General features: G+C 68.8%; 19 protein-coding genes. 6 read left to right on the top strand and 13 right to left on the bottom strand.

Translation table 11 applies throughout. The features are described from left to right. Positions 1 to 100 precede the first annotated feature (100 nt). Together ACOQPP_RS05725 and ACOQPP_RS05720 are read right to left on the bottom strand one after the other, a co-directional pair. Complete coding sequence (locus ACOQPP_RS05725) at positions 101 to 1,318, bottom strand: ATP-grasp domain-containing protein (RefSeq protein WP_419166202.1); 1,218 nt, start codon at positions 1,316 to 1,318, stop codon at positions 101 to 103. After that, positions 1,315 to 2,538 (bottom strand): ATP-grasp domain-containing protein, encoded by a 1,224-nt coding sequence (locus tag ACOQPP_RS05720; RefSeq protein WP_419166203.1) that lies wholly within the window; start codon positions 2,536 to 2,538, stop codon positions 1,315 to 1,317. The genes ACOQPP_RS05725 and ACOQPP_RS05720 overlap by 4 nt, the downstream gene beginning before the upstream one ends. Before the next feature lie 110 nt (positions 2,539 to 2,648). Between ACOQPP_RS05720 and ACOQPP_RS05715 the strand changes: the two genes are divergently transcribed. From ACOQPP_RS05715 to ACOQPP_RS05695, 5 genes are read left to right on the top strand one after another with little or no spacing between them, the layout of a single operon-like run. Continuing rightward, complete coding sequence (locus tag ACOQPP_RS05715; RefSeq protein WP_420636003.1) at positions 2,649 to 3,872, top strand: ATP-grasp domain-containing protein; 1,224 nt, start codon at positions 2,649 to 2,651, stop codon at positions 3,870 to 3,872. 18 nt (positions 3,873 to 3,890) lie between these two features. Further along, on the top strand, positions 3,891 to 4,871 hold the full coding sequence (locus ACOQPP_RS05710) for a hypothetical protein (protein ID WP_420636002.1): 981 nt from the start codon (positions 3,891 to 3,893) through the stop codon (positions 4,869 to 4,871). 8 nt (positions 4,872 to 4,879) lie between these two features. Further along, positions 4,880 to 6,067, top strand: a complete 1,188-nt coding sequence (locus ACOQPP_RS05705; RefSeq protein WP_419166206.1) for an alpha/beta hydrolase — start codon at positions 4,880 to 4,882, stop codon at positions 6,065 to 6,067. Next, a complete protein-coding gene (locus tag ACOQPP_RS05700; RefSeq protein ID WP_419166207.1) occupies positions 6,064 to 7,335 on the top strand; it encodes an ATP-grasp domain-containing protein in 1,272 nt (423 codons plus the stop codon). The genes ACOQPP_RS05705 and ACOQPP_RS05700 overlap by 4 nt, the downstream gene beginning before the upstream one ends. Then, complete coding sequence (locus ACOQPP_RS05695; RefSeq protein WP_420636001.1) at positions 7,332 to 8,084, top strand: esterase family protein; 753 nt, start codon at positions 7,332 to 7,334, stop codon at positions 8,082 to 8,084. The genes ACOQPP_RS05700 and ACOQPP_RS05695 overlap by 4 nt, the downstream gene beginning before the upstream one ends. Here the strand turns inward: ACOQPP_RS05695 and ACOQPP_RS05690 are convergent. From ACOQPP_RS05690 to glgP, 4 genes are all read right to left on the bottom strand, one after another. After that, positions 8,081 to 8,596, bottom strand: coding sequence for a DUF2335 domain-containing protein (locus ACOQPP_RS05690; protein WP_419166209.1), 516 nt, complete (start codon positions 8,594 to 8,596; stop codon positions 8,081 to 8,083). The genes ACOQPP_RS05695 and ACOQPP_RS05690 overlap by 4 nt on opposite strands. Continuing rightward, on the bottom strand, positions 8,593 to 8,877 hold the full coding sequence (locus ACOQPP_RS05685) for a hypothetical protein (RefSeq protein ID WP_419166210.1): 285 nt from the start codon (positions 8,875 to 8,877) through the stop codon (positions 8,593 to 8,595). The genes ACOQPP_RS05690 and ACOQPP_RS05685 overlap by 4 nt, the downstream gene beginning before the upstream one ends. Before the next feature lie 287 nt (positions 8,878 to 9,164). Beyond that, positions 9,165 to 9,410 (bottom strand): hypothetical protein, encoded by a 246-nt coding sequence (locus ACOQPP_RS05680; RefSeq protein ID WP_419166211.1) that lies wholly within the window; start codon positions 9,408 to 9,410, stop codon positions 9,165 to 9,167. A gap of 850 nt (positions 9,411 to 10,260) precedes the next feature. After that, positions 10,261 to 12,381, bottom strand: coding sequence for an alpha-glucan family phosphorylase (gene glgP, locus ACOQPP_RS05675; RefSeq protein ID WP_419166212.1), 2,121 nt, complete (start codon positions 12,379 to 12,381; stop codon positions 10,261 to 10,263). 285 nt (positions 12,382 to 12,666) lie between these two features. Here glgP and ACOQPP_RS05670 point away from each other — a divergent pair, with 285 nt between their 5' ends. After that, complete coding sequence (locus ACOQPP_RS05670; protein WP_419166213.1) at positions 12,667 to 14,364, top strand: alanine/glycine:cation symporter family protein; 1,698 nt, start codon at positions 12,667 to 12,669, stop codon at positions 14,362 to 14,364. Between the two features lie 12 nt (positions 14,365 to 14,376). On the opposite strand, the gene ACOQPP_RS05665 is transcribed toward ACOQPP_RS05670, so the two are convergent. The 7 genes from ACOQPP_RS05665 to menC form a co-directional block, all read right to left on the bottom strand. Then, positions 14,377 to 14,838, bottom strand: a complete 462-nt coding sequence (locus ACOQPP_RS05665; protein ID WP_419166214.1) for a hypothetical protein — start codon at positions 14,836 to 14,838, stop codon at positions 14,377 to 14,379. Between the two features lie 3 nt (positions 14,839 to 14,841). Next, positions 14,842 to 15,420, bottom strand: a complete 579-nt coding sequence (locus ACOQPP_RS05660) for a PadR family transcriptional regulator (protein WP_419166215.1) — start codon at positions 15,418 to 15,420, stop codon at positions 14,842 to 14,844. 129 nt (positions 15,421 to 15,549) lie between these two features. Then, positions 15,550 to 16,128: a VOC family protein gene (locus ACOQPP_RS05655; RefSeq protein WP_419166216.1), complete on the bottom strand. Its 579-nt coding sequence runs from the start codon at positions 16,126 to 16,128 to the stop codon at positions 15,550 to 15,552. Continuing rightward, positions 16,125 to 16,904: an SDR family NAD(P)-dependent oxidoreductase gene (locus tag ACOQPP_RS05650; protein ID WP_419166217.1), complete on the bottom strand. Its 780-nt coding sequence runs from the start codon at positions 16,902 to 16,904 to the stop codon at positions 16,125 to 16,127. Before ACOQPP_RS05650 ends, ACOQPP_RS05655 begins: the two co-directional genes overlap by 4 nt. Then, positions 16,901 to 19,024 carry a S9 family peptidase gene (locus ACOQPP_RS05645; RefSeq protein ID WP_419166218.1) on the bottom strand — a complete coding sequence of 708 codons (2,124 nt, stop codon included), beginning with the start codon at positions 19,022 to 19,024 and terminating at the stop codon, positions 16,901 to 16,903. The genes ACOQPP_RS05650 and ACOQPP_RS05645 overlap by 4 nt, the downstream gene beginning before the upstream one ends. A gap of 4 nt (positions 19,025 to 19,028) precedes the next feature. Then, positions 19,029 to 19,841, bottom strand: a complete 813-nt coding sequence (locus tag ACOQPP_RS05640; protein ID WP_419166219.1) for a GNAT family N-acetyltransferase — start codon at positions 19,839 to 19,841, stop codon at positions 19,029 to 19,031. Beyond that, entirely contained in the window at positions 19,838 to 20,995 is a 1,158-nt protein-coding gene (gene menC, locus ACOQPP_RS05635) for an o-succinylbenzoate synthase (protein WP_419166220.1), read from the bottom strand. Before menC ends, ACOQPP_RS05640 begins: the two co-directional genes overlap by 4 nt. Positions 20,996 to 21,009 lie beyond the last annotated feature (14 nt).

Raw genomic sequence — 21,009 nt, 5'->3', positions numbered from 1 at the left:
CGGACAAGACGCGCCCTGCCGTATGGATTGGATTATTATGAGTTCGGCGTCGGGTGGACACCAGAGACGGCGGCGACCACGCCTTGACGGCGGCGGCGGGTCAGGCCGCGTAGAGCTGAAGCCGCGTCGAGAACTCGCCGGCGATCGCTTCCAGCGCCGCCATGTCGGGATGCCGGAGGAAGATCATCCCGTCGGACACGAGGGTCGCCTGCCAGTTGCGGCGGGGCGCGCCGATCGGGAGCAGATCGAGGCTGCACACCCGGTCGCCGTATTCCTGCAGCAGGGGGCCGAGCCCCTCGATGCGTTCGATCCGGCCGTGTCCCCGTGCGCGTTTCACGATCCAGCAGGCGTTGTACTTCCGCTCCACCGGCTGTGACCACGTCGCGTGGACGACCCCTTCGGCCCAGCCCCGGTAGGTGTCGATGTCGCTCGCGTAGTTGATGAGATCGACGGTCCGCACTCCCGGCGGGCGCGCGGCGATCTCCCCGAACACGGCTTCCCCGTCCGCCGTCCGGTACCACTCCATATGCGTGTACCCGGTCTCGAACCCGAGCGCGGCCAGGACGGCGAATCCCATCTCGCGGCCGGCGGCGACGTCCTCCGCTTCCACGTCTCGCAGCGCGTACGTAATCGGGCTCAACCACTCGTGCATCTTGGACTCGAGCGCCCGCGGCCAGTACCGGCAGATGTTGTAGTGGGCGACCATGCCACCGACCGTCAGGGTGTCGAAGGTCATGTCCTCGCCCTCGATGAACTCTTCCACCGTGACCTGGGGGACGTGCCGCAGCGCGGGGAACACCTGCTCGAGTTCACCCTCGGAGTCGACGCGGTAGGTGTCGGCCGAGCCGGCCCCGGCCACCGGCTTCACGATGAGCGGGAACCCCACCCGCTCGGCCACGTCGCGGCACTCGGCGATACTCGTGGCCCTCCCGTGGCGCGGCGTCCGGATGCCGGCGTCGTCGAGCACGTCCTTCATGATCTCCTTGTCGCGGAAGGGCAGCGTCTGCTCGACCGTCGGCCCCGGGAGCTCCAGCATCTCCCGGAGCCTGGCGGCGAGGATCATGTAGGGCTCCCACAGGCACTCCACGCGGTCGAGGCGAGTCTTCGCGGCCAGAGCCGCCACCTGCCGCATGACGTCGGCTTCGTCGGCCAGCGACCGCACCTGCAGGTGAGTCGCCACGCTCGCCCGGGCGATCTCGGGCAGTGCCGACCCGGGCTGGTCTCCGAGCCCGATGACCGTCGCACCCACCTCCGCGAGCCCGCGCGTGAAGTATGGCATCTCGGCCGGATACCCCGGCGAAATCATCAGTACATTCATGTCCCCAGCTCTACTCGAACGCGGGTGATGATCCTTCCCAGCGCCTCCTCGACGACCTCGGTCTCCGGGTGGCGCACGATGATGTAGCCTTCCCCTTCGTAGGACGCGCTCTGGGCCTGTCCCGCGCGCGGAAGCCGCCACTCGACGCAGAGCGGCCCCAGCTCGCGCGCAACCTCCTCGAGTCCCGCAACACGCCGCACCGGTCCGCGCCCCCGACCGCGGAGATACGCCGCGCCCGCCGCGTAGGGCCGGGCCGGCGGATCGAAATCGTCGAAGACCATCAGCCGCGCCCACGCCCGGTAGAGATCGAAATCGTGCGCGTGCGAGATGAGCGTGACGAACTGCGCGCCGGGTGGCCGGGCCCCGACCTCGGAGATCGCCACCGCCCCATCCGGGCGCCGGAACCATTCCATGTGGCTGAGTCCGGTATCCATGCCCAGGGCGTCGAGGGCCGGCGGGGCCACGCGGCGGATCTCGTCGTAGCGCGGCGGGTCGACTTCGCGCGGAAGGAGTACGCACCACTGGATCCAGGGCTCCCGGAGCACCTCGAGCGGAGAAGGCAGGTAGTGGTTGATCGAGTGCCACAGGAGGCGCCCCCCGATCGACACCGCGTCGAATGAGTGTTCCTCGCCCACCACGAACTCTTCTATCAGCGTGGGCCGGTCCGCGCTGGGACGGGACATGGCGATGGCGGTGCGCAACTGGGCGGGGGTCTCGACGCGGAAAGTGCCGCGCGCGCCCGAGCCGGCCGGCGGCTTCACGATGAGGGGGAACCCGGTCTCGGCGGAGAAGGCGGTCGGTTCGGCCTCGTCCCGGACGAGTGCATGCCGGGCACAGGGCAGGCCGTGGGCGCGAAGCACGTCCTTCATGCGCGACTTGTCGCGGAAATTGCGTGCGGCCTCCGCTCCCATGCCGGGGAGCCCGAGTGTGTCACGCAGCTCTCCGAGTGGCACCTGGAGGTCTTCGAGCGCCCCGAGGAGTCGGTCGACGGAGCCGAGGTCGCTCGCGAGTTGCCGGAGCCCGACGTGGATGCCCTCCGCCGATAGCGCGTCATCGACCCGCGCGTACGCGGTGATCCGCTGGCGGAGCGACGCCGGCGCCTTCTCGATGGGCTCCTGCGTCACGACCCCCAGACGCACGTCGGCGAGCCCCGCCGCGGCTTCCAGAAAGCGCAGCGTGGTAGGGAGATAGAACGGAGCGACGAACGCGACGTTGGGCATGGACCTTCCAGGTCTTCCGACATCGGCGGGCCGGATCCGGGCCGCCGGGCTGGCGTTTGAGAGGAAGGACTGTACAATGCCGGGCCCTCAAAGTGAAGGTTGGACCCCTGATGCACGTCGTATTCGTCGAACCCCGATTCCCAGGGAACCAGAAGGACTTCGTCCGTGGTCTGCACGAAGTCGGCGCCGAAGTGTCGGCGGTCGGCGAAGCGCCGCTCGACGCGCTGGGCTCCGACCTGCATGCGTGGCTCACGTGCTACGAGCAGGTCGGCTCGGTCTGCGACGAACCCGCGCTCGCCCGGGCTGTGCAGGCGATCCATCGGCAGCGGCCGGTCGATCGCCTCGAGGCCACGGTCGAGGCGCACATCCTTCCGGTCGCCCGCGTGCGGGCAGCGGCGGGGCTGGCCGGCACATCGGTCCGTACGGCGCACCTGTGCCGCGACAAGCCGGCCATGAAGGACGCGCTGCGCGAGGCGGGCGTGGCCACCGCGCAGTCGATGGGCGGGGGCGATGCGGGCGAGATCCTGAAGTTCGGTCGCCGGGTGGGCTATCCCCTCATCGTCAAGCCTCGCGCCGGGGCCGGCGCCTCGGGCACCTATCGCGTGGAGGACGAGCCGCGGCTCGCGGAGTTGCTCCCGACACTCGGAGTGGGCGTGGGTGCCGAAGTTGCGGTAGAGGAGTTCGTCGACGGACACGAGGCGTTCTACGACACGCTCACCGTCGGCGGCGTGGTCGTCCACGACTTCATGACCCACTACTACCCAAACGTGCTCGAGGCGATGCGGACGCGAGAGGTCTCGCCGCAGTTCATCGCGACGAACCGGATCGACACGGCCGCGCCCTACGCCGAGGTCCGGGAACTGGGGAAGAGGGTCATAGATGCGCTCGAGATCGGGACCTCGGCGACTCACATGGAATGGTTCTTCGGGGACAAGGGGCTCAAGTTTTCCGAGATCGGCTGCCGGCCGCCCGGCGTGAGAGCCTGGGATCTGTACTGCGCCGCCAACGAAATGGACGTGTATCGGGAATGGGCCGCCTGCATCGTCCACGGCCGAAAGGCGCAGAAGGCCTCTCGACGATACTCCGCGGGCATCGTCACGCTGCGCCCCGAGTCCGATGGGCGGATTGCGGGGTATGAGGGTCTGGACAGAGTCGAAGCACGTTTCGGAGAGTGGGTCATCGACGTGCACCTTCCGCCCCCGGGCACCCCGACCCAGCCGGTGGAGGCTGGCTACATGGCGAACGCGTGGGTCCGCATGCGGCACCCGGACTACGACGAACTGCGCAATATGCTCGACGCGGTAGGCCGGTGGGTCAGGGTTCGCACCACATGAGCGCCACATGAGCGCCACATGAGCGCCAGGCGGGGTCGCTCGACTCCGGCGACCGCGCCGCCCGTCGTCCTCCTGGGGCCGCGCGACGGCCGGAACACGCTATCCAACGTGATCGAAGAGCTGGAAGCCGCGGGCGCGGTGTCACCGGACTCGCGCATCGCGGCCGTCACGGCCGGGTGGCGGGAAGCGCAGGTCGGCCTCTTCGATCCCCGCCTCGCGGCGCGCGTGGTCGATCTCCAGTTGTACCGGCGTTCGGCCCGGGTCGCCGACGCGGATCCGGAGTTGGCCCGGGCGCGCCGGGAGGCGCAGGACCGGCTCAAGCTGCTGCGCCGAGCATACAACGTGCGGCTCGCCGGCTGCATCGACGCCTACGTCTGCCTGGTAGACCTGCGGGGGGACGCGTCGGTTCTGTCGGCGGAGAGGGCCGAGGCGCTTGAAGCGATCCGGCGACTCGACGACCGTCAGCTCTCCCGGGCGGCCGAGATCCGGTCCGAGTTCGAGTGTGCCTACACCCCCGAGGCGCGAGACGCGGTGCGAACGCAGCGCAGCGAGGTCGAGCGGCTGCTCGAAGACACGGCAGCCGTCGTCGTCGCCGGCGGACACGTCGGTCTCCTGCTGAGTCGGCTGCGTCTGTTCGGCGGCCGGGAACTCCTGGGTGAGCGGGCCGTGATCGGCCGTTCGGCGGGCGCCATGGTGCTCACGGACCGTGTCGTGCTCTTTCACGACCGGCCGCCCTGGGGCGCGGGAAACCCCGAGGTCTTCGACGCGGGCCTCGGCCTGGCCGAGGGCATCGTGGCGCTGCCTCACGCCTCCGCTCGTCTCGTGCTGGACGACCGGGACCGCACGTCGCGGCTCGCGGCGCGCTTCGCCCCCGCGGCGTGCGTGCTCCTCGACCCCGGTCAGCGGATCGACCGCGCCCCGGCCGGCTGGAGCGGCCACCGCGGAGTCGAACGCATCGACCGGGCGGGCCGTTGCGTCAGCCTCGGCGACGCCGCGTAACCGGGCCGATGACCTTCGACGCCCACACGCGGGCGCACGGGCCCGCCACGCCCATGCCGCGATCGGCCCTCATCGCTGCCCTGGAGGAGCGGCTGGCGTCCGATCCCGAAGCGATGGACGCGTTTCTCGCCGCCCACGAGTTCCCGCTCGCGGAGCCCCCCCTCTACACCTTCGTCTACCGAGGCCCCGCCGAGGGCGTGCGGCTTCGACACTGGGTGCACGGACTGCAGACATCGGCGCCGTTTCGCCGCATTGCCGGAACCGATCTCTGGTGCTACACGTTCGAGTTGCCGGACGAATCCCGGGTCGAATACAAGGTCGAGGTGCTGAGGCACGGCCGGGCCGAGTGGGTCCAGGATCCCCTGAATCCGCTCCACGCGCGCGACCCGTTCGGCGCCAACTCCGTCGTGCAGGCGCGCGGATACGAGATCCCCGACTGGACCCGCGAGGACGCCGAGGCGCCCGCCGGCGTCCTGGATGAACTCGTCGTCGAGAGCGGGGTGCTCCGTTCGGCCCGGCACGTGAGCGTGTACCGGCCGGCGGAGTTTCGCGCCACGCGGAGCTACCCCCTGCTCATCGTCCACGACGGCGCGGACTACGTCGAATACGCGAGTCTGCGCCAGGTGCTCGATCAGCTGATCCGGCGGTTCGAGATTCCCGAGATTGTCGTGGCTCTGCTGCACCCCGGCGACCGGATGTCCGAATACGCGGCGGACCCCGGACACGCCCGGTTCGTGGTCGATGAGTTGCTGCCGCGGCTCGAGCGCGACTACCCGCTGCTCCCCGGGGCCGAGTCGCGCGGCCTCATGGGGGCCAGCCTCGGGGCGGTCGCCTCCTTCCATGCGGCGCTTCGCTACCCGGGCCGCTTCGGCCGCCTGCTCCTCCAGTCAGGCTCTTTCGTGTTCACCGACATCGGCGACAACGAGCGCGGGCCCGTGTTCGACCGGACCGTCGCCATGATGAATGCGTACCGGGCCGAGCCCGCCCCGCTGGCAGAGAAGGCGTTCGTCTCCGTGGGCGTCTACGAGGCGCTCGTCTCCGAGAATCGTGCGCTCATCCCCGTGCTGCGCCGGGGCGGCGTGGACGTGCGATTCGTCGAATCACGCGACGGGCACAACTGGGAGAACTGGCGCGACCGGCTTCGCGAGGGCCTCTCGTGGCTCTTCCCGGGCCCGCTCTGGATGGTGTACGAATGACCGCGGCGGCGCCCGAGATTACGCGCCGTATCGGCCTCTCGCTGGGGGCGGACCTCTGCTGGCCCATCGCCTATCGCAAGATTCTCGAGCGGCTGGATCTCCGGATTCCCGCCGCGGACGGCACCGTGCGCTTCCAGGTCGAGGACGTCACGATCGAACCCTTCGACCTGCAGAAGCGGGTCGGCTACGACCTCGTCATCGACCGCCTGACGCACTGGTACTTCCCGACGCGCGAGTGGATCAAGAAGTCCGTGATCATGGACGACCTCTACGTGTTCAACAATCCGTGGAGCGTCCAGTCGATGGAGAAACACAGCACCTACTGCGCGATGATGAAGCTGGGTCTCCCCGTCCCACGGACGTGGCTGCTCCCACCCAAGTCGTACGAGCCCAGGGACGACCTCGCCGTCACCCTCCGCCGCTACGCGCGGCTGTTCGATCTCGCGGACGTGGCGCGCGACCTCGGCTACCCCCTCTTCATGAAGCCCTATGACGGGGGCGGCTGGCGCGGCGTGTCACGGATCGAAGACGATGACTCGCTGCGGGCTGCGTACGACGGGAGCGGCAAGTTCGTGATGCACCTGCAGCAGGGAGTGGAAGCGCACGACCGCTTCGTCCGCTGCGTCGGGCTGGGACCACAGACACGCGCCGTTCTCTACGACCCCGGCGCCCCGCAACACGACCGGTACACCCTCGAGCGGGGTTTTCTCGGCGCGAGCGACGCCCGCGAGATCCGCGACATGACGCTCACGATCAACGCCTTCTTCGGGTGGGACTTCAACTCCTGCGAAGCCCTCCGCAGCGGCGGGCGGTGGATGCCGATCGACTTCGCGAACCCGTGCCCTGATTCGCAGGTTACCTCGCTCCACTATCATTTCCCCTGGCTCATCAAGGCGAACATCCGCTGGTCCATCTTCTGCGCGGCGACCCGGAGGCGAATGCGCATCAACCTCGACTGGCAACCGTTCTTCGACGCGTGCCGCGCCGGGATGACGCCGAAGGAGAGGATCCGGGTCTGCGGCGAAATCGCCGAGGCGCGCCTGGAGACCGACCGATTCGTGGATTTCTGCGATACGCATCTCGGCCATCTGGACGAGGTGGCCGACGAGTTCTTCGGCAGCGAGGCGGCCCGCGACGCGGTCCACGCGAAGGTGTCGTCGCTGTATCCGGATCACGAGATTGGCGAGTTCACCGATCTGTTCTTCAACCGCATCCAGGCTGCCCGGCGGGAAGAGCCGCCCGGCAGCGTACCCATCCTCGCGTCATGAAGCTCATCACAAGCTGGTGGTCGGACCGTCTCGAGCAGGAAGTCAACGTCGTCCGCTGGGGCGAGGTCGGCGTCCCCCTCCTCATGTTCCCGACCGCCGCCGGCGACGCGGAGGAGATCGAGCGCTTCCTCGTCCTCGACACGGTGGCGGACTACCTCACGGACGGTCGTCTCAAGGTCTATTCGTGCGACAGCGTGGCCGGCCGCGCCATGCTCGGCCGGGAGGGGACGCCCGAGCACCGCATGCGCGTGCTCAACCGGTTCCAGGATTTCGTCGGCTACGAGTTCGTCCCCTGGATCCAGGACGACTGCAACGACCGCTCGATCGACGTGATGGCGGCGGGATCCTCCATCGGGGCCTTCAACGCGCTGGCCATGCTGTGCCGCTTCCCGGACGCTTTCTCGCACGCGCTCTGCATGAGCGGGACCTACGACCTCGGGCGGTTTCTGAAGGACGAGACCGGGATCGAGGCCGGGATCACGGAAGACTTCTACTACGCGTCCCCTCTGCACTACCTGCCGGATCTAACGGGTGAGACGCTCGACCGGCTGCGGGAACGGTTCGTCCTCTTCGCGTCCGGACGCGGGCGCGCCGAGGACATCGACGAGTCGTGGCGCATGGCGTCGCGGCTGGTGGGGAAGGGCGTGCCGAACCGGGTGGACGACTGGGGCGAAGACTGGCACCACGACTGGCCCACATGGCGCAACATGCTCGTGCAGTACCTCGACGAACTCCTGCCGCCCCGCTAGGAGCGCGAGCCGTCGCCGTCCCTCCGGGTGGGCGTCTCCTCGTCATCCTTGCCGGAATCCTCCGAATCCTGTGGCGCTTCCGATTCCCCCTCATCGGGAGTTCGGAACAACCGGATCACAAGAATGGCGATCATGAGAAACAGCAGAATCCCTGCTCCGATGAAGGGCCTGCCCGCGACGATAGACCCAAACCCCGAAAGGACCAACAGCGCATCCATCGCTGGAGGCCATACCGCCCCGGCCTTGACGGCGAAGACGCGTGCTTCTGTCGTCTGGCGTTCCATGCCCCTGCGATGCTGACCCTGTTCCTGAAACTCGGAGATGATTACGTCGGCCGCACCGGGGACGGCCTCGTTGAACTCCCGAAGAAGCGCAGGGGGAGGCAGCGGTGCGCTCCAGGAGGTCTCGGTGTACCGGACGCGCATCCGTTGGCGTTCGGTGCGCTCAGCCGGGGTCTGCTCCTCAGGTCGGTCGGGAAGGTTCTTCTCGTCCCCGTTGTCGGCTTTGCTCACCAGCCCGGAAATAGATCTGCTTGGCCCCCATGCTCGACGGCCTCGATCTCCTCGGTAGGCTCAAACGAGGGAGAAACGAGTTCTGGCGGCTCCTCCGGGTAGCCATGCTCCACGAGCACGCACCAACTGGCGACGTTGAGATCGTTGAGCACGACGCCAAGATCGTTGAGCACGACGAGGAAGTCGGGGGGGTGCGAACGTCGGGTGAGAGGAGAAGCTCCGCTCAAAGGCACGAACTTCCGAGCCGCGTAGTCCCGCACGGCGCGGGCAATCTTATCCATCCCTAAGGCCTCCAGCCAGTGGTCTTCTACCTCGTTCCTTTTCTTCGTACACGGCACAAGACAGCACGTTTCGACGCCGCAAAAGTGTGCCTCGTGTGACACGTAATGCAAGCCCGGAGGCGCACCTGCCTACCGAACCGTCCGCGCGGCGACGTAAGCCCATACCTGCTGCTCGCGCGGCGTCAGTTTCCGAGGCTTGGGCGCGAAGCTCTGTCTGGCGGCTGCGCGCCTGCGGGCGGCTTTCTCGCGGATCTCCCGAAGCGAAAGGTGCGGCGTTTCGCAAATCTCTAGCTCCCCTCGCCGCCGAACGCCATCCCTAACCGATGCAGCGCTTCCCGGGATACTCCGGCGTCACGAAGTGTCGCTTCGAGTTCATCCATTCGACGCTGCCGCTCCGGCGGCAAGGGCGTGTTGTTGCGAGCCATGTTCGCCTGTGCGCGGAACAGCACCGCGTACTCGATCAAGTCCCCGAGCTTGCCGCCCTCGCCCTCTACGGCAGAAAGAGCCTGCCGGAACTCATCGTGTTGTTGCATCGCCTCCTGCATCCATGGCGGGGCAGCGTCGTATAGGTCACCCATCGCTTTCTCCTTCTCCGGTCTTGGCGGCAGCCCACTTGCTGCCGGCCGCTATAGTCGTGAGGTCGGCGGGTGCGCGCGAGGGGTGGCTACATACTCCGGGCAGCGGTTAACCGAAGATCTTAATTCCGGGAGTCCTTCAAGGGATCGAAGCCTGCGAAACCGCTTCGCGGTTTCTTGACTCCGATCTTAGCTCGAAGAGTGAGAGCGAAGGGGGCAAAGGACTGCGGCAAAGGACGACCAAAACTGGGGCAAATCACGACCAACCGGGACAAGAAACGACCAAACACCCGGCGTTTCGGCCAAGGCGGTCGTCCCGAGCCCCCGTCTCGTCGAATCGCAGCTGTCACGGTCTACGGTCTGGCGCGCTTTTGCGCCTAGGGGCGGTCCCGTCGGGTCGGATCGACTTAGACCGGCGAGCTACTTCTCGACCTCTCGGCCGCCGTCCACGCTTCTCGCCTGCCTGCCGCTCTCGGCTGGCTCGGACTGCGCTGGGGGCTTTGGACGGACACCGTTGTGACCCCCGCCGGACTCCTTGCCCCGCAACCGCGCTTCCACGTCCGAGGCAACCGCGCTTCCACGTCCGAGGCAACCGGCCTTCCGACCATCGGGGGACACTATACAGCGGGCGGTCCCATGTTCCGCAAGACGCGAAATGCACGCAAGCGATGCGGCTAGATGCACGAGCGCCCCGGCCCGCCGGCCGAGGCGTTGCCCGCGCGACGGTCGGACGCTAGTCCGTTGTTGCGCATCATGGAGAATGACGCCTAGGAGCGCGAGCCGTGGCCCTCCCTCCGGGGATGAGCCGCTACCTGTGAGTCGGCGGGTCGTCGCCGTCGGAGAGTCCACGCAGCGCCGGGACGTAGTAGTCGCGGGCGTACTCTCGCACCATGCGTTGGGCGGTGAACCGCGCGCCGGCCACCTCGATGGCCCGCCGCGCCCGCTCGATCCAGCCCCCGGGGGCGTCGTCCCATGAGCCCTCGCCCGGCCGGTCGTAGAAGAGGGGGACGACTTCGTCCTCGAGAAGGCGGAAGAGGTGTTCGTGGTCGTGGCGGTCCGTCTCCTCCTCGGTCGCGTCTTCCGGCGCGCGCGGCAGGATCCAGCCGTTGTCTCCCTCGAATCCCTCCTCCCACCACCCGTCCTTCGTCGCGAGTTGGGGTACGCCGTTGAGTGCGGCCTTCATCCCGCTCGTCCCGCTCGCCTCCAGCGGGACGCGGGGCAGGTTGAGCCACAGGTCGACGCCCTCGACGAGGCGATGGGCCGTGTGGAGCCCGTAGTTCTCGATGAAGGCCATCCGTCCCTCGAACCGGGGGTCCCGGGTGTGCTCGTAGATGCGTTGCAGGACCCGCTTGCCCTCGTCATCCCGCGGGTGCGCCTTCCCCGCGAAGATCAGTTGCACCGGCCGACGCGGATCGGAGAGCATCGCCAGCAACCGGTCGGGGTTGCGGAAGACGAGGTCCGCGCGCTTGTACGCGGCAAAGCGCCGCGCGAAGCCGATCGTGAGCGGATACGGGCTCATGAGCGTGCCCGCCCCGACGAGGTGCTCCGCTTCCGGCCAGTGTTCGCGCCAACGGCCCCGGGCCTCCTCGCGCATCAGGTCGAGGAGTCTGAGCTTGAGCCGGCGGCGCACCCGCCACAGGTCCTCCGCCGGGAGACGGTCATCCAGTAGACCGCGGATGTCCTCATGCATCCACGTCCCGAGGTGTACGCCGTTCGTGACGTGCCGGATCGGGACATCCCCGGCCGGCCGGTTCGCCCACAATCCGCGCCAGATCTCCCGACTGACGTGGCCGTGGCGCGTGGAGACGCCGTTCACCCGTCGTGACAGCCGGATCGCGGCCGCCGTCATGTGAAAACGGTCGCGTCCCTCGTCGTCCGGATGAAGCCCCAACCCCAGTAGTTCGTCCCGCGCTTCGATCTCCTCCCAGAACTTCTCGCCCGTCCAGTCCCGCATCTGAGCATGGGAGAACACGTCGTGACCGGCAGGCACGGGCGTGTGTGTGGTGAATGCGGTCGAGGCGCGGACGCGGGCCACGGCGTCGGGGAAGGGAAGACCCTCCCGCATGAGGACCCGTACCCGCTCGACCATCATGAACGCCGCGTGGCCCTCGTTGGCGTGCCACGCCCTGGGCTCGATTCCGAGCGCCGCGAGGACCCGTACGCCCCCGACGCCCAGCAGCGCTTCCTGGCGCAGCCGGTGGTCGACCCCACCCGCATACAGCTGGTGCGCGAGGCCGCGGTCCGCCGGGTCGTTCTCGTCCAGGTCCGTGTCGAGCAGGTACAGCGGCACGCGGCCGACCCGGACCCGCCAGGCTCCGACGTGGATGCGTCGGCCCGCGCCCTGGATCCATGTGAGCCAGGGCACGCCGTCCGCCCCGCGCAGTCGCTCGAGCGGCGTCAGCCGGGGATCGAGCGGATCATCGGCGTCCTCCTGCCAGCCGTCGGGGCCCAGCGTCTGGTCGAAGTAGCCGTGCGCGTACATGAGGCCGACGCCTGCGAGAGGGACGCCGAGTTCCGAAGCGGCCTTCAGGTGGTCTCCGGCCAGCACCCCGAGCCCTCCGGAGTAGATGGGGATGGACTCGTGCAGAGCGAACTCGGCGCAGAAATAGGCGATCGGGGTGGCGGCGAACTGGGGGTATCGCCGCTGGAACCAGGTCGACTCGCGGCTCGCAGCCGCGTCCACCGCTGCGCACAGCGCGTCGTAGCGCGGCAGAAACGCCGGATCCCCGGCCAGGGCGCGGAGGCGCGCGTCTCCGACCTTCCGAAGCAGCGCCACGGGATTGTTCCGCGACCGACGCCACAGCGGCGGGTCGATGGCGCGGAAGACGGACCGCGCCTCCCGGTTCCACGTCCACGAGAGGTTCGTCGCGAACTCCCACAGCCGCCCGATCCGGGCCGGCAGGCCGGGACTGTGTGTGTCCGCCGTCATTGCGTCCCTGTCATTGCGTCCCTGTCATCGCCTCGGATCCGCACCCACGTCTGCCCTCGTGTGTTTCGGGTGAGCGTGTCGGATGTGGTTTCGGGGCCCGGTGTTGGAGCGACGCCGACTCCGGGCCGCCGCTGGCGCGAACGAACTTACCGATCCGGGGGGGGCGCGACAGGTACCGGCCGCCCCGCCATCGGCGGACCGGCGAGCCGCTGGCGGTTGCAGCCTCGGCAGCCGGTGGCCAAACTCAGCGCTACTCCTGCCACGGCTCCTCAACAGGGAAACCGCATGGACTTCGCCACAATCGTCGACTGGCTCGACCGAAACATCGCGCAGTTCGGGATCACGATCGCTGGAGAACGCCTGACGCTTCAGGTCCTCCTCCTCCTCGGCATCGGGACCTACCTCACGCTGAAGCTGGGCCTGCCGCAGATCCGCAAGTTCGCGCACGGCGTGGCGGTGGCCACCGGCCGTTACGACGATCCCGACGATCCGGGCGACGTCACGCACTTCCAGGCGCTGACCACCGCGCTCAGCGCCACGGTGGGGATCGGAAACATCGCCGGCGCCGCGATTGCCATCCACCTGGGTGGTCCGGGAGCGCTCTTCTGGATGTGGATGACTGCCTTCCTCGGCATGGCGACGAAGTACAGCGAGGTCACGCTGGCGCAGAAGTACCGCGAGGTCGACGAGGATTCCGCCAAGTACAGCGGGACGGTCTCGGGCGGACCCATGTACTACATCGAGAAGGGCCTCGGGCCGCGCTGGAAGCCGATCGCCGCTTTCTTCGCCGTCATGCTTGGGTTGACCGCGTTCATGACGGGGAACGCCAACCAGGCCAACACGGTCGCCGACGCGATGCTCTCCGAGTTCGGGATCGCCACGTGGATCACGGGGCTCGTCACCTCGACCCTCGTCGCGCTCGTTATCCTCGGCGGGATCAAGCGCATCGGCCGCGTCACGAGCATCCTCGCTCCGGCCATGGCGATCGTCTACGTGAGCGCCGCGATGCTCATCATCATCCTCAACATCGACCAGGTGCCGGGAACCTTCGCGCTCATCTTCCGGGAGGCGTTCAATCCGACGGCCGGCGTGGCGGGCACCGGTGTGGGCGCGTTCCTCGTCACGCTGATGTGGGGTGTACGCCGCGGGCTGTTCTCGAACGAGGCGGGGCAGGGCTCCGCACCGATCGCGCACGCCGCCGCGAAGACGGATGAACCGGTGTCGGAAGGCGTGGTGGCGTTGCTGGAGCCATTCATCGACACGATCGTCATCGTGACCATGACGGCGCTCGTCCTGATCATGACCGGGGCCTGGAACGAACAGGTCGACACCGAGATCGCGCTCGAGGGAGGGGATCTCAGCTACGTCGTGCTCGACGAAGGCGGCTCATCAGTGCCGACGGATCCGACCGGGACGATCCGCTACACGCTGGGGCGGCCGGGCGTGACGAGCGAGCCGCATGTGGCGTGGCACGAGGTTTCCGTGCCGCAGTTGTTCGAGGACGAGGCGCACACGCAGCCGTTCAGCGGTGCCGTCGATCCGGCGCGTGCCGTGGCGGTGGCCGACGACGGGCGGGAGCTGACGGTGCTCTACGGGCAGGCCTACGAGACGGGCGCTCCCCTGACGCAGATGGGATTCCAGCGCGGCCTGTCGCCGCTCGGCGACTGGGGTCACTACATCGTGATCTTCTCGGTCTTCCTGTTCGCGATCTCGACGGCGATCTCGTGGAGCTACTACGGCGACCGCTGCGCGAACTACCTGTTCGGACCGCGGGCGATCATCCCCTACAAGCTGGTCTTCGTGGCGATGCACTTCGTCGGGGCGGTGCTGCCGCTCGCCGTGGTGTGGTCACTGGGGGACATCTTCCTGGCCATCGTCATCATCCCGAACCTGATTGCGCTCATATTCCTGGCGCCCCAGATCAAGGAGATGACGGAGTCATACTTCACCCGCACCCCGTGGGAGCGGCACGTGAGACGCTAGCCGGGACGCCGGCTAGGACGGCGGTCGGGCGAAGGCCCGCGGGCTCCCGGTCCGGAGTGCGCGGGCCGCCTCGACGTATTCCTCGAGGCTGATGCGGCCGTCGACATAGCGGCGCTGGAGGTGGGCGACGGCCCGGTCTTCGGGTCTCGGGCTCGCGGTCGCGATGGCTCTGCCGCCGTCGCGGACGGGGGCCCGGTCAAGACCGCGGTTGGAGCGGGTCGAGGGTCTCCGCGCGCGCCGTTCGAGACGAGCCCGCGCGCCCGAAGGCAGGAACCGGGCGATGTCTCGCACGAGGCCCTTCATGTCCGCCGCGCACTGCGCGAGCAGGCCAGGCCAGGCTCGATGCGTGGTACCGAGGGCGCTCCGGCCCACACGCCCCAGCTTGCCGAGGGCCCGTTGCAGGTCGCCCCGACCCCAGCCCTGGCGACGGCAGAGCCATACCGCGATCACTCCCAGAAGCGCGAATTCAAACATGGCTCACGCCTCCCGGGTCGCGGCGGATCCGGGCTCCGGCCACGCGGTCTCGATCTCGCGGGCGGCACGGTCGAGGATTGCCTTGACCCTCGCCAGAGTTTCCGGATCGCCGTGCCCGCCCGTGGCCCGCTCGAAGCTCACCTGGGCGAGGTGGATGAACGAGCGCGTGACCTCGCGCATCGCGGCCCCGGTGAAACGCTCGCCCATGTTCACGAAGCGGCCGAAGATGTCCCGGGTCCGGGAGCCGTGTTCCTCGAGGAAGGCGTGGCCCTCGGACGTGAGCTGGTAGACGCGCTTGCCGTCCTCCTGCGTCGAGGAGACGTAGCCCTGGTCTTCCAGCAATTGGAGGGTGGGGTATACGGAGCCCGGGCTCGGCGTGTAGAGGCCGCCCGACTCCTCCTCCAGCCGCCGCATCAGTTCGTAGCCGTGCATCGCCTCGTCGGCGAGGAGGCGGAGGAGGACGAACTTCAGTTCGCCCTTCCGTACGATCCGCCGCTTGGGGCCGAAGCCGCCGGAGAAGCGGAAGACGCCGGGGCCACAGCAGTTCGCCCAGGCGCCGAGTCCATCCCGGTTCGTGAACATCTCTCGTCCTCCGTAACGCTCATCATGCCGACGTGTCTCGATATATCGGAACACTATTCGATATATCGCGATGTGTCAAGAGGCGAGGAACGCGGGAGGAGAAAGCGGGGGGGCGGGCCGGCGAAGGCGTCAGCTCGCGGCGGGAGCGGGCTCCCACAGTTCGACGCGTGCGCCCGTGGGGTCGACGATCCAGGCGAACTTCCCGTACTCGTAGGCCTCCGTGTTCGGGTCGACCCAGACGCCGCCCCCGCCCCCGCGTAGAGACGCGACGAGCCCGTCGAGGTCCTGGACGCGCAGGTTGACACCGCCGATCCCCGTCACCCTTCCGTGATCGACCGGGGGTTCCGAGGCTGCCGCGGCCTCGCAGCGTTCCACCCGCCGCCCGTCCGGGTCGATCATCCAACCGCACCGGCCCTCCCGCATCGTCAGGCCGTCGCCGCCCTCCGGGAGCGTCTCGGCCAGCGCCTCGAGGTCGCGCACGAGATAGCGCACGACCACGGGCGGGGTACCGGGATTCAGGCGCTGCGAGGCCTCATCGACGAAGTCGAGCCGGGTGTCGGAGGACCGTCCGCTGTCGACGTCGCGCCAGGTGAAACGGGCCCCCTCTCCCGCGGAAAACCGGAGCCCGAGGTGGCGGCGGTACCATTCGCGCACATGAGCCGGGTCTGGACATCCGATGAGGAGTCCGGCGAATCCTGCGACGCTCATCCCCCGTCGCGGTGGATGTGGTGTATGCTGCCCTGGCTGTTCGAGAGGACCACGACGTCGGCCACGTTGATGTGGGGTGGGGCGTTGAGCACGAAGGAGACCACCTCCGCGACGTCTTCCGCTCGAAGTGGGTGCGTGCCCTCGTACACCGCCCGGGCGCGTGCAGCGTCGCCGCCGAAGCGGACGAGGGAGAACTCGGTCTCGACCATGCCGGGGTTGACCCCCGACACGCGGACCCCCGTACCCAGGACATCGAGGTTCGATCCCTCGGTGAGCGCCTGGACGGCGTACTTCGAGGCGCAGTAGACGCTCCCGCGCGGGTAGACCTGCCGGCCCGCGATGCTCCCGATATTGACCACATGACCCGAGTCCCGCGCGAGCATGGCCGGCAGGAAGGCGCGCGTCACGAACAGCAGCCCCTTCACGTTCGTGTCGATCATGCGGTTCCAGTCGTCGACATCGGCGTCCTGGACGAGCGCCATGCCCGCGGCGAGCCCGGCGTTGTTGATGACGATGTCGGGGGCCCCGGTCGCGGCCGTGAGCCGGTCCGCCTCGGCCACCACGGCCTCGTGATCGCGGACATCGACGACACCGGTCCGCACGTTCACTCCGGTGGTCGAGGCAATCTCCTCCGCCAACTGTGCGAGCCGGTCGGAGCGGCGGGCCCACAGCACGAGGTTCGCGCCATCGCGGGCCAGCCCGCGCGCGATCGCCTCGCCGATTCCCGCGCTGGCCCCGGTGACGAGGGCGAGTTGTCCCGCGATGCGGGCCGTCAAGGCCTCGCGCCTCCCGCGGCCGCCGACCCGCCGAGATGCGCGTCCAGGAACGCCGCCGCGCGCTCGAAGGCCTCGAGCCAGTTCCGGTGCAGGAGGAAACCGTGCACCTCGTCGGGGAAGACGAGCTGCTCGACTTCAACGCCGCGCGCGCGGAGCGACTCGACCAGGTCCACGGACTCGGAGAAGGGCACGTTGCGGTCGTCGTCGCCGTGGATCAAAAGCACCGGAGAGCGCCAGCCGTCGATCCAGGCCATGGGGGAAGACTCGAAGGCGAGCCGCGCGAAGGCTTCTCGCGTCTCGGGCTGGTAGGATGGCACGAAGTTGCGGATGACGACGTTCCAGTCGTGTACGCCGTGGATGTCGACCCCCGCCGCGAACACGTCGGAGTTCCGAGCGAGCCCAAGCGCCGTGAGGTAGCCCCCGTAGGATCCGCCCCAGAGCGCGATCCGGTTCGGGTCGATCTCGTCGCGCTCGGCGAGGTAGTGGCCCGCCGCGATCACGTCCCTGTACTCGCTCGCCCCGCGCGCCCCGTAGTTCAGCGCCTCCCGGAACTCGAGGCCGTAGCCCGTTCCGCTGCGATAGTTCACCGAAAGGACGACGTAGCCGCGGCTCGCGAGGTACTGGTTCAGGGCGTAGGTGTTGTGGTAGTAGCGCAGGTAGTGCCAGCCAAGCAGCATCTGACGCCTCGACCCGCCGTGGAAGAAGATGGCGGCGGGCCGGCGCCCCTCCGCGCCGGTGGAGGGGAGGAAGATCTGCCCGTGGATGAGCATCCCGTCCTCGGAGCGGAACGTGACCTGCCGCGGTTCCACGAGGCTCTCGAACGGGAAAGCGTCCGGCATGAAGGCGTCGACGAGCGGCCGCCGCTCCCCTCCGGTCTGGACCTCGGCGTGGGCCGGCGTTCGCCCGTCGGAAGCGATGAAGCCCAGTACGCCGTCCGCCGTCACGGCGGGGCTCCACTCGATACCGGTTCCCGAAGTGAGGGCCTCGGGCGTTCCCCCGGGGGCCACGCGCCACAGGTGCCGTCGGTCGATATCGCCCTCGTTGGATGAGAAATAGACGGATTCTCCGTCGGGCGCGGGGAGTACGTATTCGACCTCGAAATCACCCGGCGTGAGGTGCGTCGCCTGGCCGCCCGCCACCGGGACCGAGTACAGATGTTGCCAACCCGTGCGCTCCCACGGGAACAGGAAATGGTCCGAGGCGAGCCACGCCAGCGCGGGGCCGCTCACGCCCCGGAAGGCGCTGCCGCTGCCCGGCAGCGCGCGCCACGCTTCGCGCGCCGTCCCCGTCTCGATGTCGGCCACGCGGATGGACCAGGGGAGGGCGCTGCGGACGGGCGAGAACGGGAGGCGCCCCCCCTCGTTGGGGACGCGGATGAAGGCGATCCGGGTTCCGTCCGGAGACCAGACGGGGTCGCCGTCCCGGTCCAGACTCGGGTCCAGATAGCGGACGGATCGGTCGTCGAGCCCGAATACGCCGACGAACGCGTGATCGCCGCGGTTGCTCACAAAGGCCAGCCGGTCCCCCGCCGGAGACCAGGTGAGCGACCCCGCACTGCCGCGGATGCGGAGAAGGGGGCCCGCGGGCTCCGACCCGTCGAGCGTCACGGTGTAGACCTGCCCGCGGTTCAGGAACGCGACGGTTCGGCCATCGGGGGAGATGGCGGGTGAGGTCCCTTCCGCCAGCGATCGGGCGGCGCCATCGAGGGACGCGACCCACACCATCCGGCTCGCCGGCTCCGGCTCGGAGCGCGGATTCGGGATTTCCCCGGCGCGGTTCGGCCCGCCGCCGCGCACGAAAACGATCTGACGCCCGTCCGGCGTGAACCGCAGTTGCGACAGGTCCTGTCCGTCGTCCTCGGACCAGGCTGCAAGCTGACGGCCGACGAAATCGGGCCCTTCGGCGACCCAGATGCCGCGGGCGCCGCGGTCGTACCGGACCCAGGCGAAGGCCGAGCCCGAGGGCGCGGCGACGAGATCCGTCGCGAAGGGGGCGGAGAGGATGTCCTCGACGGTGTACGGCGTCTGGGCTTCCGCACCGGCCGCGGCGAGGGACGCGAGGAAAGCCCACATCCCGGCGGCCGCCGCCTGCGTGCGCCGTGAACTCTGCGTCTGGCTCATGGCGTCAGTTCCGACGCAGGACGTAGAAGCAGCGATCCGCCTTGATGTTCGCGACCAGGCTCTGCACTTCATATCCCCTCCTGAGATAGGTCAAGACCGCGTCGCGCACGGTCTCGCGCCACCTTACCAGCGCTCCGTCGGGGGGCAGCGATTCGACATTCGCCGGAATCTCGACGAACACCTCCTCACCCCCGGGCAGTCCGTCGCCCGCCCCCTGTATTCCGTCCGGCCGCGGCACGACGTGGGCCGGATCCGGCAAGGGAACCGCGAGACGGCCGGCGGACCTCGAGGATCCCTCCTCGAGCGCCCGGCGGGTCTCCGGTCCGTCGAGATCCCACCGGACTATGAACCGGTCGGTATCGCCCCCGGCGTGCAAGGGGCTCCCCGTATCCGAGCCGTACATGTTCGGCACGTAGCGAAGCACCGTCGCGCCGAGCCGGTTCAGGTTCACGTGCGCGTTGCGGGCCACCATGGGGTCGTAGGTCCAGAAGATGGTGCCGATCCTGCTCGAGAGGACAGCCTCGCGCTGAAACAGCTTCAGCTCCCGGCCCAGCCCGCCCCCGCGCGCGGACGGATGAACGGCCAGCATGTGGGACCAGTGCGCCTCGACCCCTTCGAAACGCCCGAGAAGCGAATAGACGAAACCGATGAGACGGTCCTCCTCGAACGCTCCTCCCGCGAAGCCGCCGATCTTCTGCGATACCTGCAGGACGGACGCGGGCACGATGTCCGCGAACCCCTCCCCCCAGGTCGTTCGCTGGAGGCGGACGCACGCGCGCAGTTCGTCGAGGGTCTCCAGCGGGCGGAACTCGGTCACGCCGGGACGCCGGGGGCGGCCGCGGCGAACGTCTCGGACCGGCGGGTGAGCGCTTCGACGCGTTCGGTGTCCACTTCGACGCCGAGGCCCGGCCGGTCGCGAGGCACGGTCACGAAGCCGTCCGCGCTCATCGTCCATTCGGGCGTCACGATGTCCCGCGTCCAGTAGCGGGCGCTCGGCGACAGGTCACCGGGGAGTTCGAAGTTCGGCATCGAGGCGAGGGCGACGTTGTAGGCCCGGCCGATCCCGCTCTCCAGCATGCCGCCGCACCAGACCGGGACGCCGGCGTCCCGGGAGATGTCGTGGATCCGGCGGGCGCTCCGGAACCCGCCGACCCGCCCCGGCTTGATGTTCACGATCCGGCCGCTCCCGAGTGCGAGCATGTCCTCGCAGGTGGCCGGGTCGACGATCGATTCGTCGAGGCAGAGCGGGGTGTCGATCCGTTCCTGGAGCCGCGCGTGGCGCACGAGGTCTCCGGCCGCGAGCGGCTGCTCGATCATGATGAGGTCGAACGCGTCCAGCCTCGCCAGGTGGTCCGCATCCTCCAGCGTGTAGGCCGCGTTCGCGTCGACGGCGAGCGGCATCCGGAGCCCTAGCGCCTCGCGGACGGCCGCGACGTACTCGAGATCCTTTTCCGGACCGATCTTGAGCTTGACCTTCCGGTAGCCCTGATCGACCGCCTGCCTCGCCTTCACCACGAGGTCCGCGGGGGAGGCCTGGAGCCCGATGGAAATCCCCGTCGGGACCCGGCTCCGCGTCCCGCCCACGAGCCGGGAGAGAGAGACCTCCGCAGCCTCCGCGGCCAGTCCCCAGAACCCCATCTCGATCGCCGCCTTGGCCATCGGGTGCCCCTGCACGCCGTCGTCCAGAAGGGCCTTCACGACCCCCGGCCCTTCGATCTCCCGCCCGAGGATCCGGGGCAGAAGCCAGCGCCGCAGCGCGAGCCAGGCGGTGTCCACCGTCTCGGGGGAGTAGTTGGGAAGGTCGCCGCAGACGCACTCCGACCAGGCCGTGACGCCGCTTTCGTCGCGGAGTTCGAGCAGGAGGATGCGGCGATTCTCCATCCATCCCGACGAGATGACGAACCGCTCCTTCAGGGGCAGTTCGATCTCTCGCAGCGTCACCTCGACCAGGCGCAGTGGGCTTGTCGGCAAGGATTCGTCTCCGG

The organism is Candidatus Palauibacter sp. (assembly GCF_965222475.1).
Lineage (GTDB): Bacteria > Gemmatimonadota > Gemmatimonadetes > Palauibacterales > Palauibacteraceae > Palauibacter.
Note: the sequence above shows the minus strand (reverse complement) of the source record. Positions and strands in the feature narration are given on the sequence as shown.

What these genes read in the sequence shown, in the direction of transcription:
- ACOQPP_RS05725 (WP_419166202.1), bottom strand. Translation starts at nt 1,318, where the DNA reads ATGAATGTACTGATGATTTCGCCGGGGTATCCGGCCGAGATGCCATAC.
- ACOQPP_RS05720 (WP_419166203.1), bottom strand. Translation starts at nt 2,538, where the DNA reads ATGCCCAACGTCGCGTTCGTCGCTCCGTTCTATCTCCCTACCACGCTG.
- ACOQPP_RS05715 (WP_420636003.1), top strand. Translation starts at nt 2,649, where the DNA reads ATGCACGTCGTATTCGTCGAACCCCGATTCCCAGGGAACCAGAAGGAC.
- ACOQPP_RS05710 (WP_420636002.1), top strand. Translation starts at nt 3,891, where the DNA reads ATGAGCGCCAGGCGGGGTCGCTCGACTCCGGCGACCGCGCCGCCCGTC.
- ACOQPP_RS05705 (WP_419166206.1), top strand. Translation starts at nt 4,880, where the DNA reads ATGACCTTCGACGCCCACACGCGGGCGCACGGGCCCGCCACGCCCATG.
- ACOQPP_RS05700 (WP_419166207.1), top strand. Translation starts at nt 6,064, where the DNA reads ATGACCGCGGCGGCGCCCGAGATTACGCGCCGTATCGGCCTCTCGCTG.
- ACOQPP_RS05695 (WP_420636001.1), top strand. Translation starts at nt 7,332, where the DNA reads ATGAAGCTCATCACAAGCTGGTGGTCGGACCGTCTCGAGCAGGAAGTC.
- ACOQPP_RS05685 (WP_419166210.1), bottom strand. Translation starts at nt 8,877, where the DNA reads ATGGATAAGATTGCCCGCGCCGTGCGGGACTACGCGGCTCGGAAGTTC.
- ACOQPP_RS05680 (WP_419166211.1), bottom strand. Translation starts at nt 9,410, where the DNA reads ATGCAACAACACGATGAGTTCCGGCAGGCTCTTTCTGCCGTAGAGGGC.
- glgP (WP_419166212.1), bottom strand. Translation starts at nt 12,381, where the DNA reads ATGACGGCGGACACACACAGTCCCGGCCTGCCGGCCCGGATCGGGCGG.
- ACOQPP_RS05670 (WP_419166213.1), top strand. Translation starts at nt 12,667, where the DNA reads ATGGACTTCGCCACAATCGTCGACTGGCTCGACCGAAACATCGCGCAG.
- ACOQPP_RS05665 (WP_419166214.1), bottom strand. Translation starts at nt 14,838, where the DNA reads ATGTTTGAATTCGCGCTTCTGGGAGTGATCGCGGTATGGCTCTGCCGT.
- ACOQPP_RS05660 (WP_419166215.1), bottom strand. Translation starts at nt 15,420, where the DNA reads ATGTTCACGAACCGGGATGGACTCGGCGCCTGGGCGAACTGCTGTGGC.
- ACOQPP_RS05655 (WP_419166216.1), bottom strand. Translation starts at nt 16,128, where the DNA reads ATGAGCGTCGCAGGATTCGCCGGACTCCTCATCGGATGTCCAGACCCG.
- ACOQPP_RS05645 (WP_419166218.1), bottom strand. Translation starts at nt 19,024, where the DNA reads ATGAGCCAGACGCAGAGTTCACGGCGCACGCAGGCGGCGGCCGCCGGG.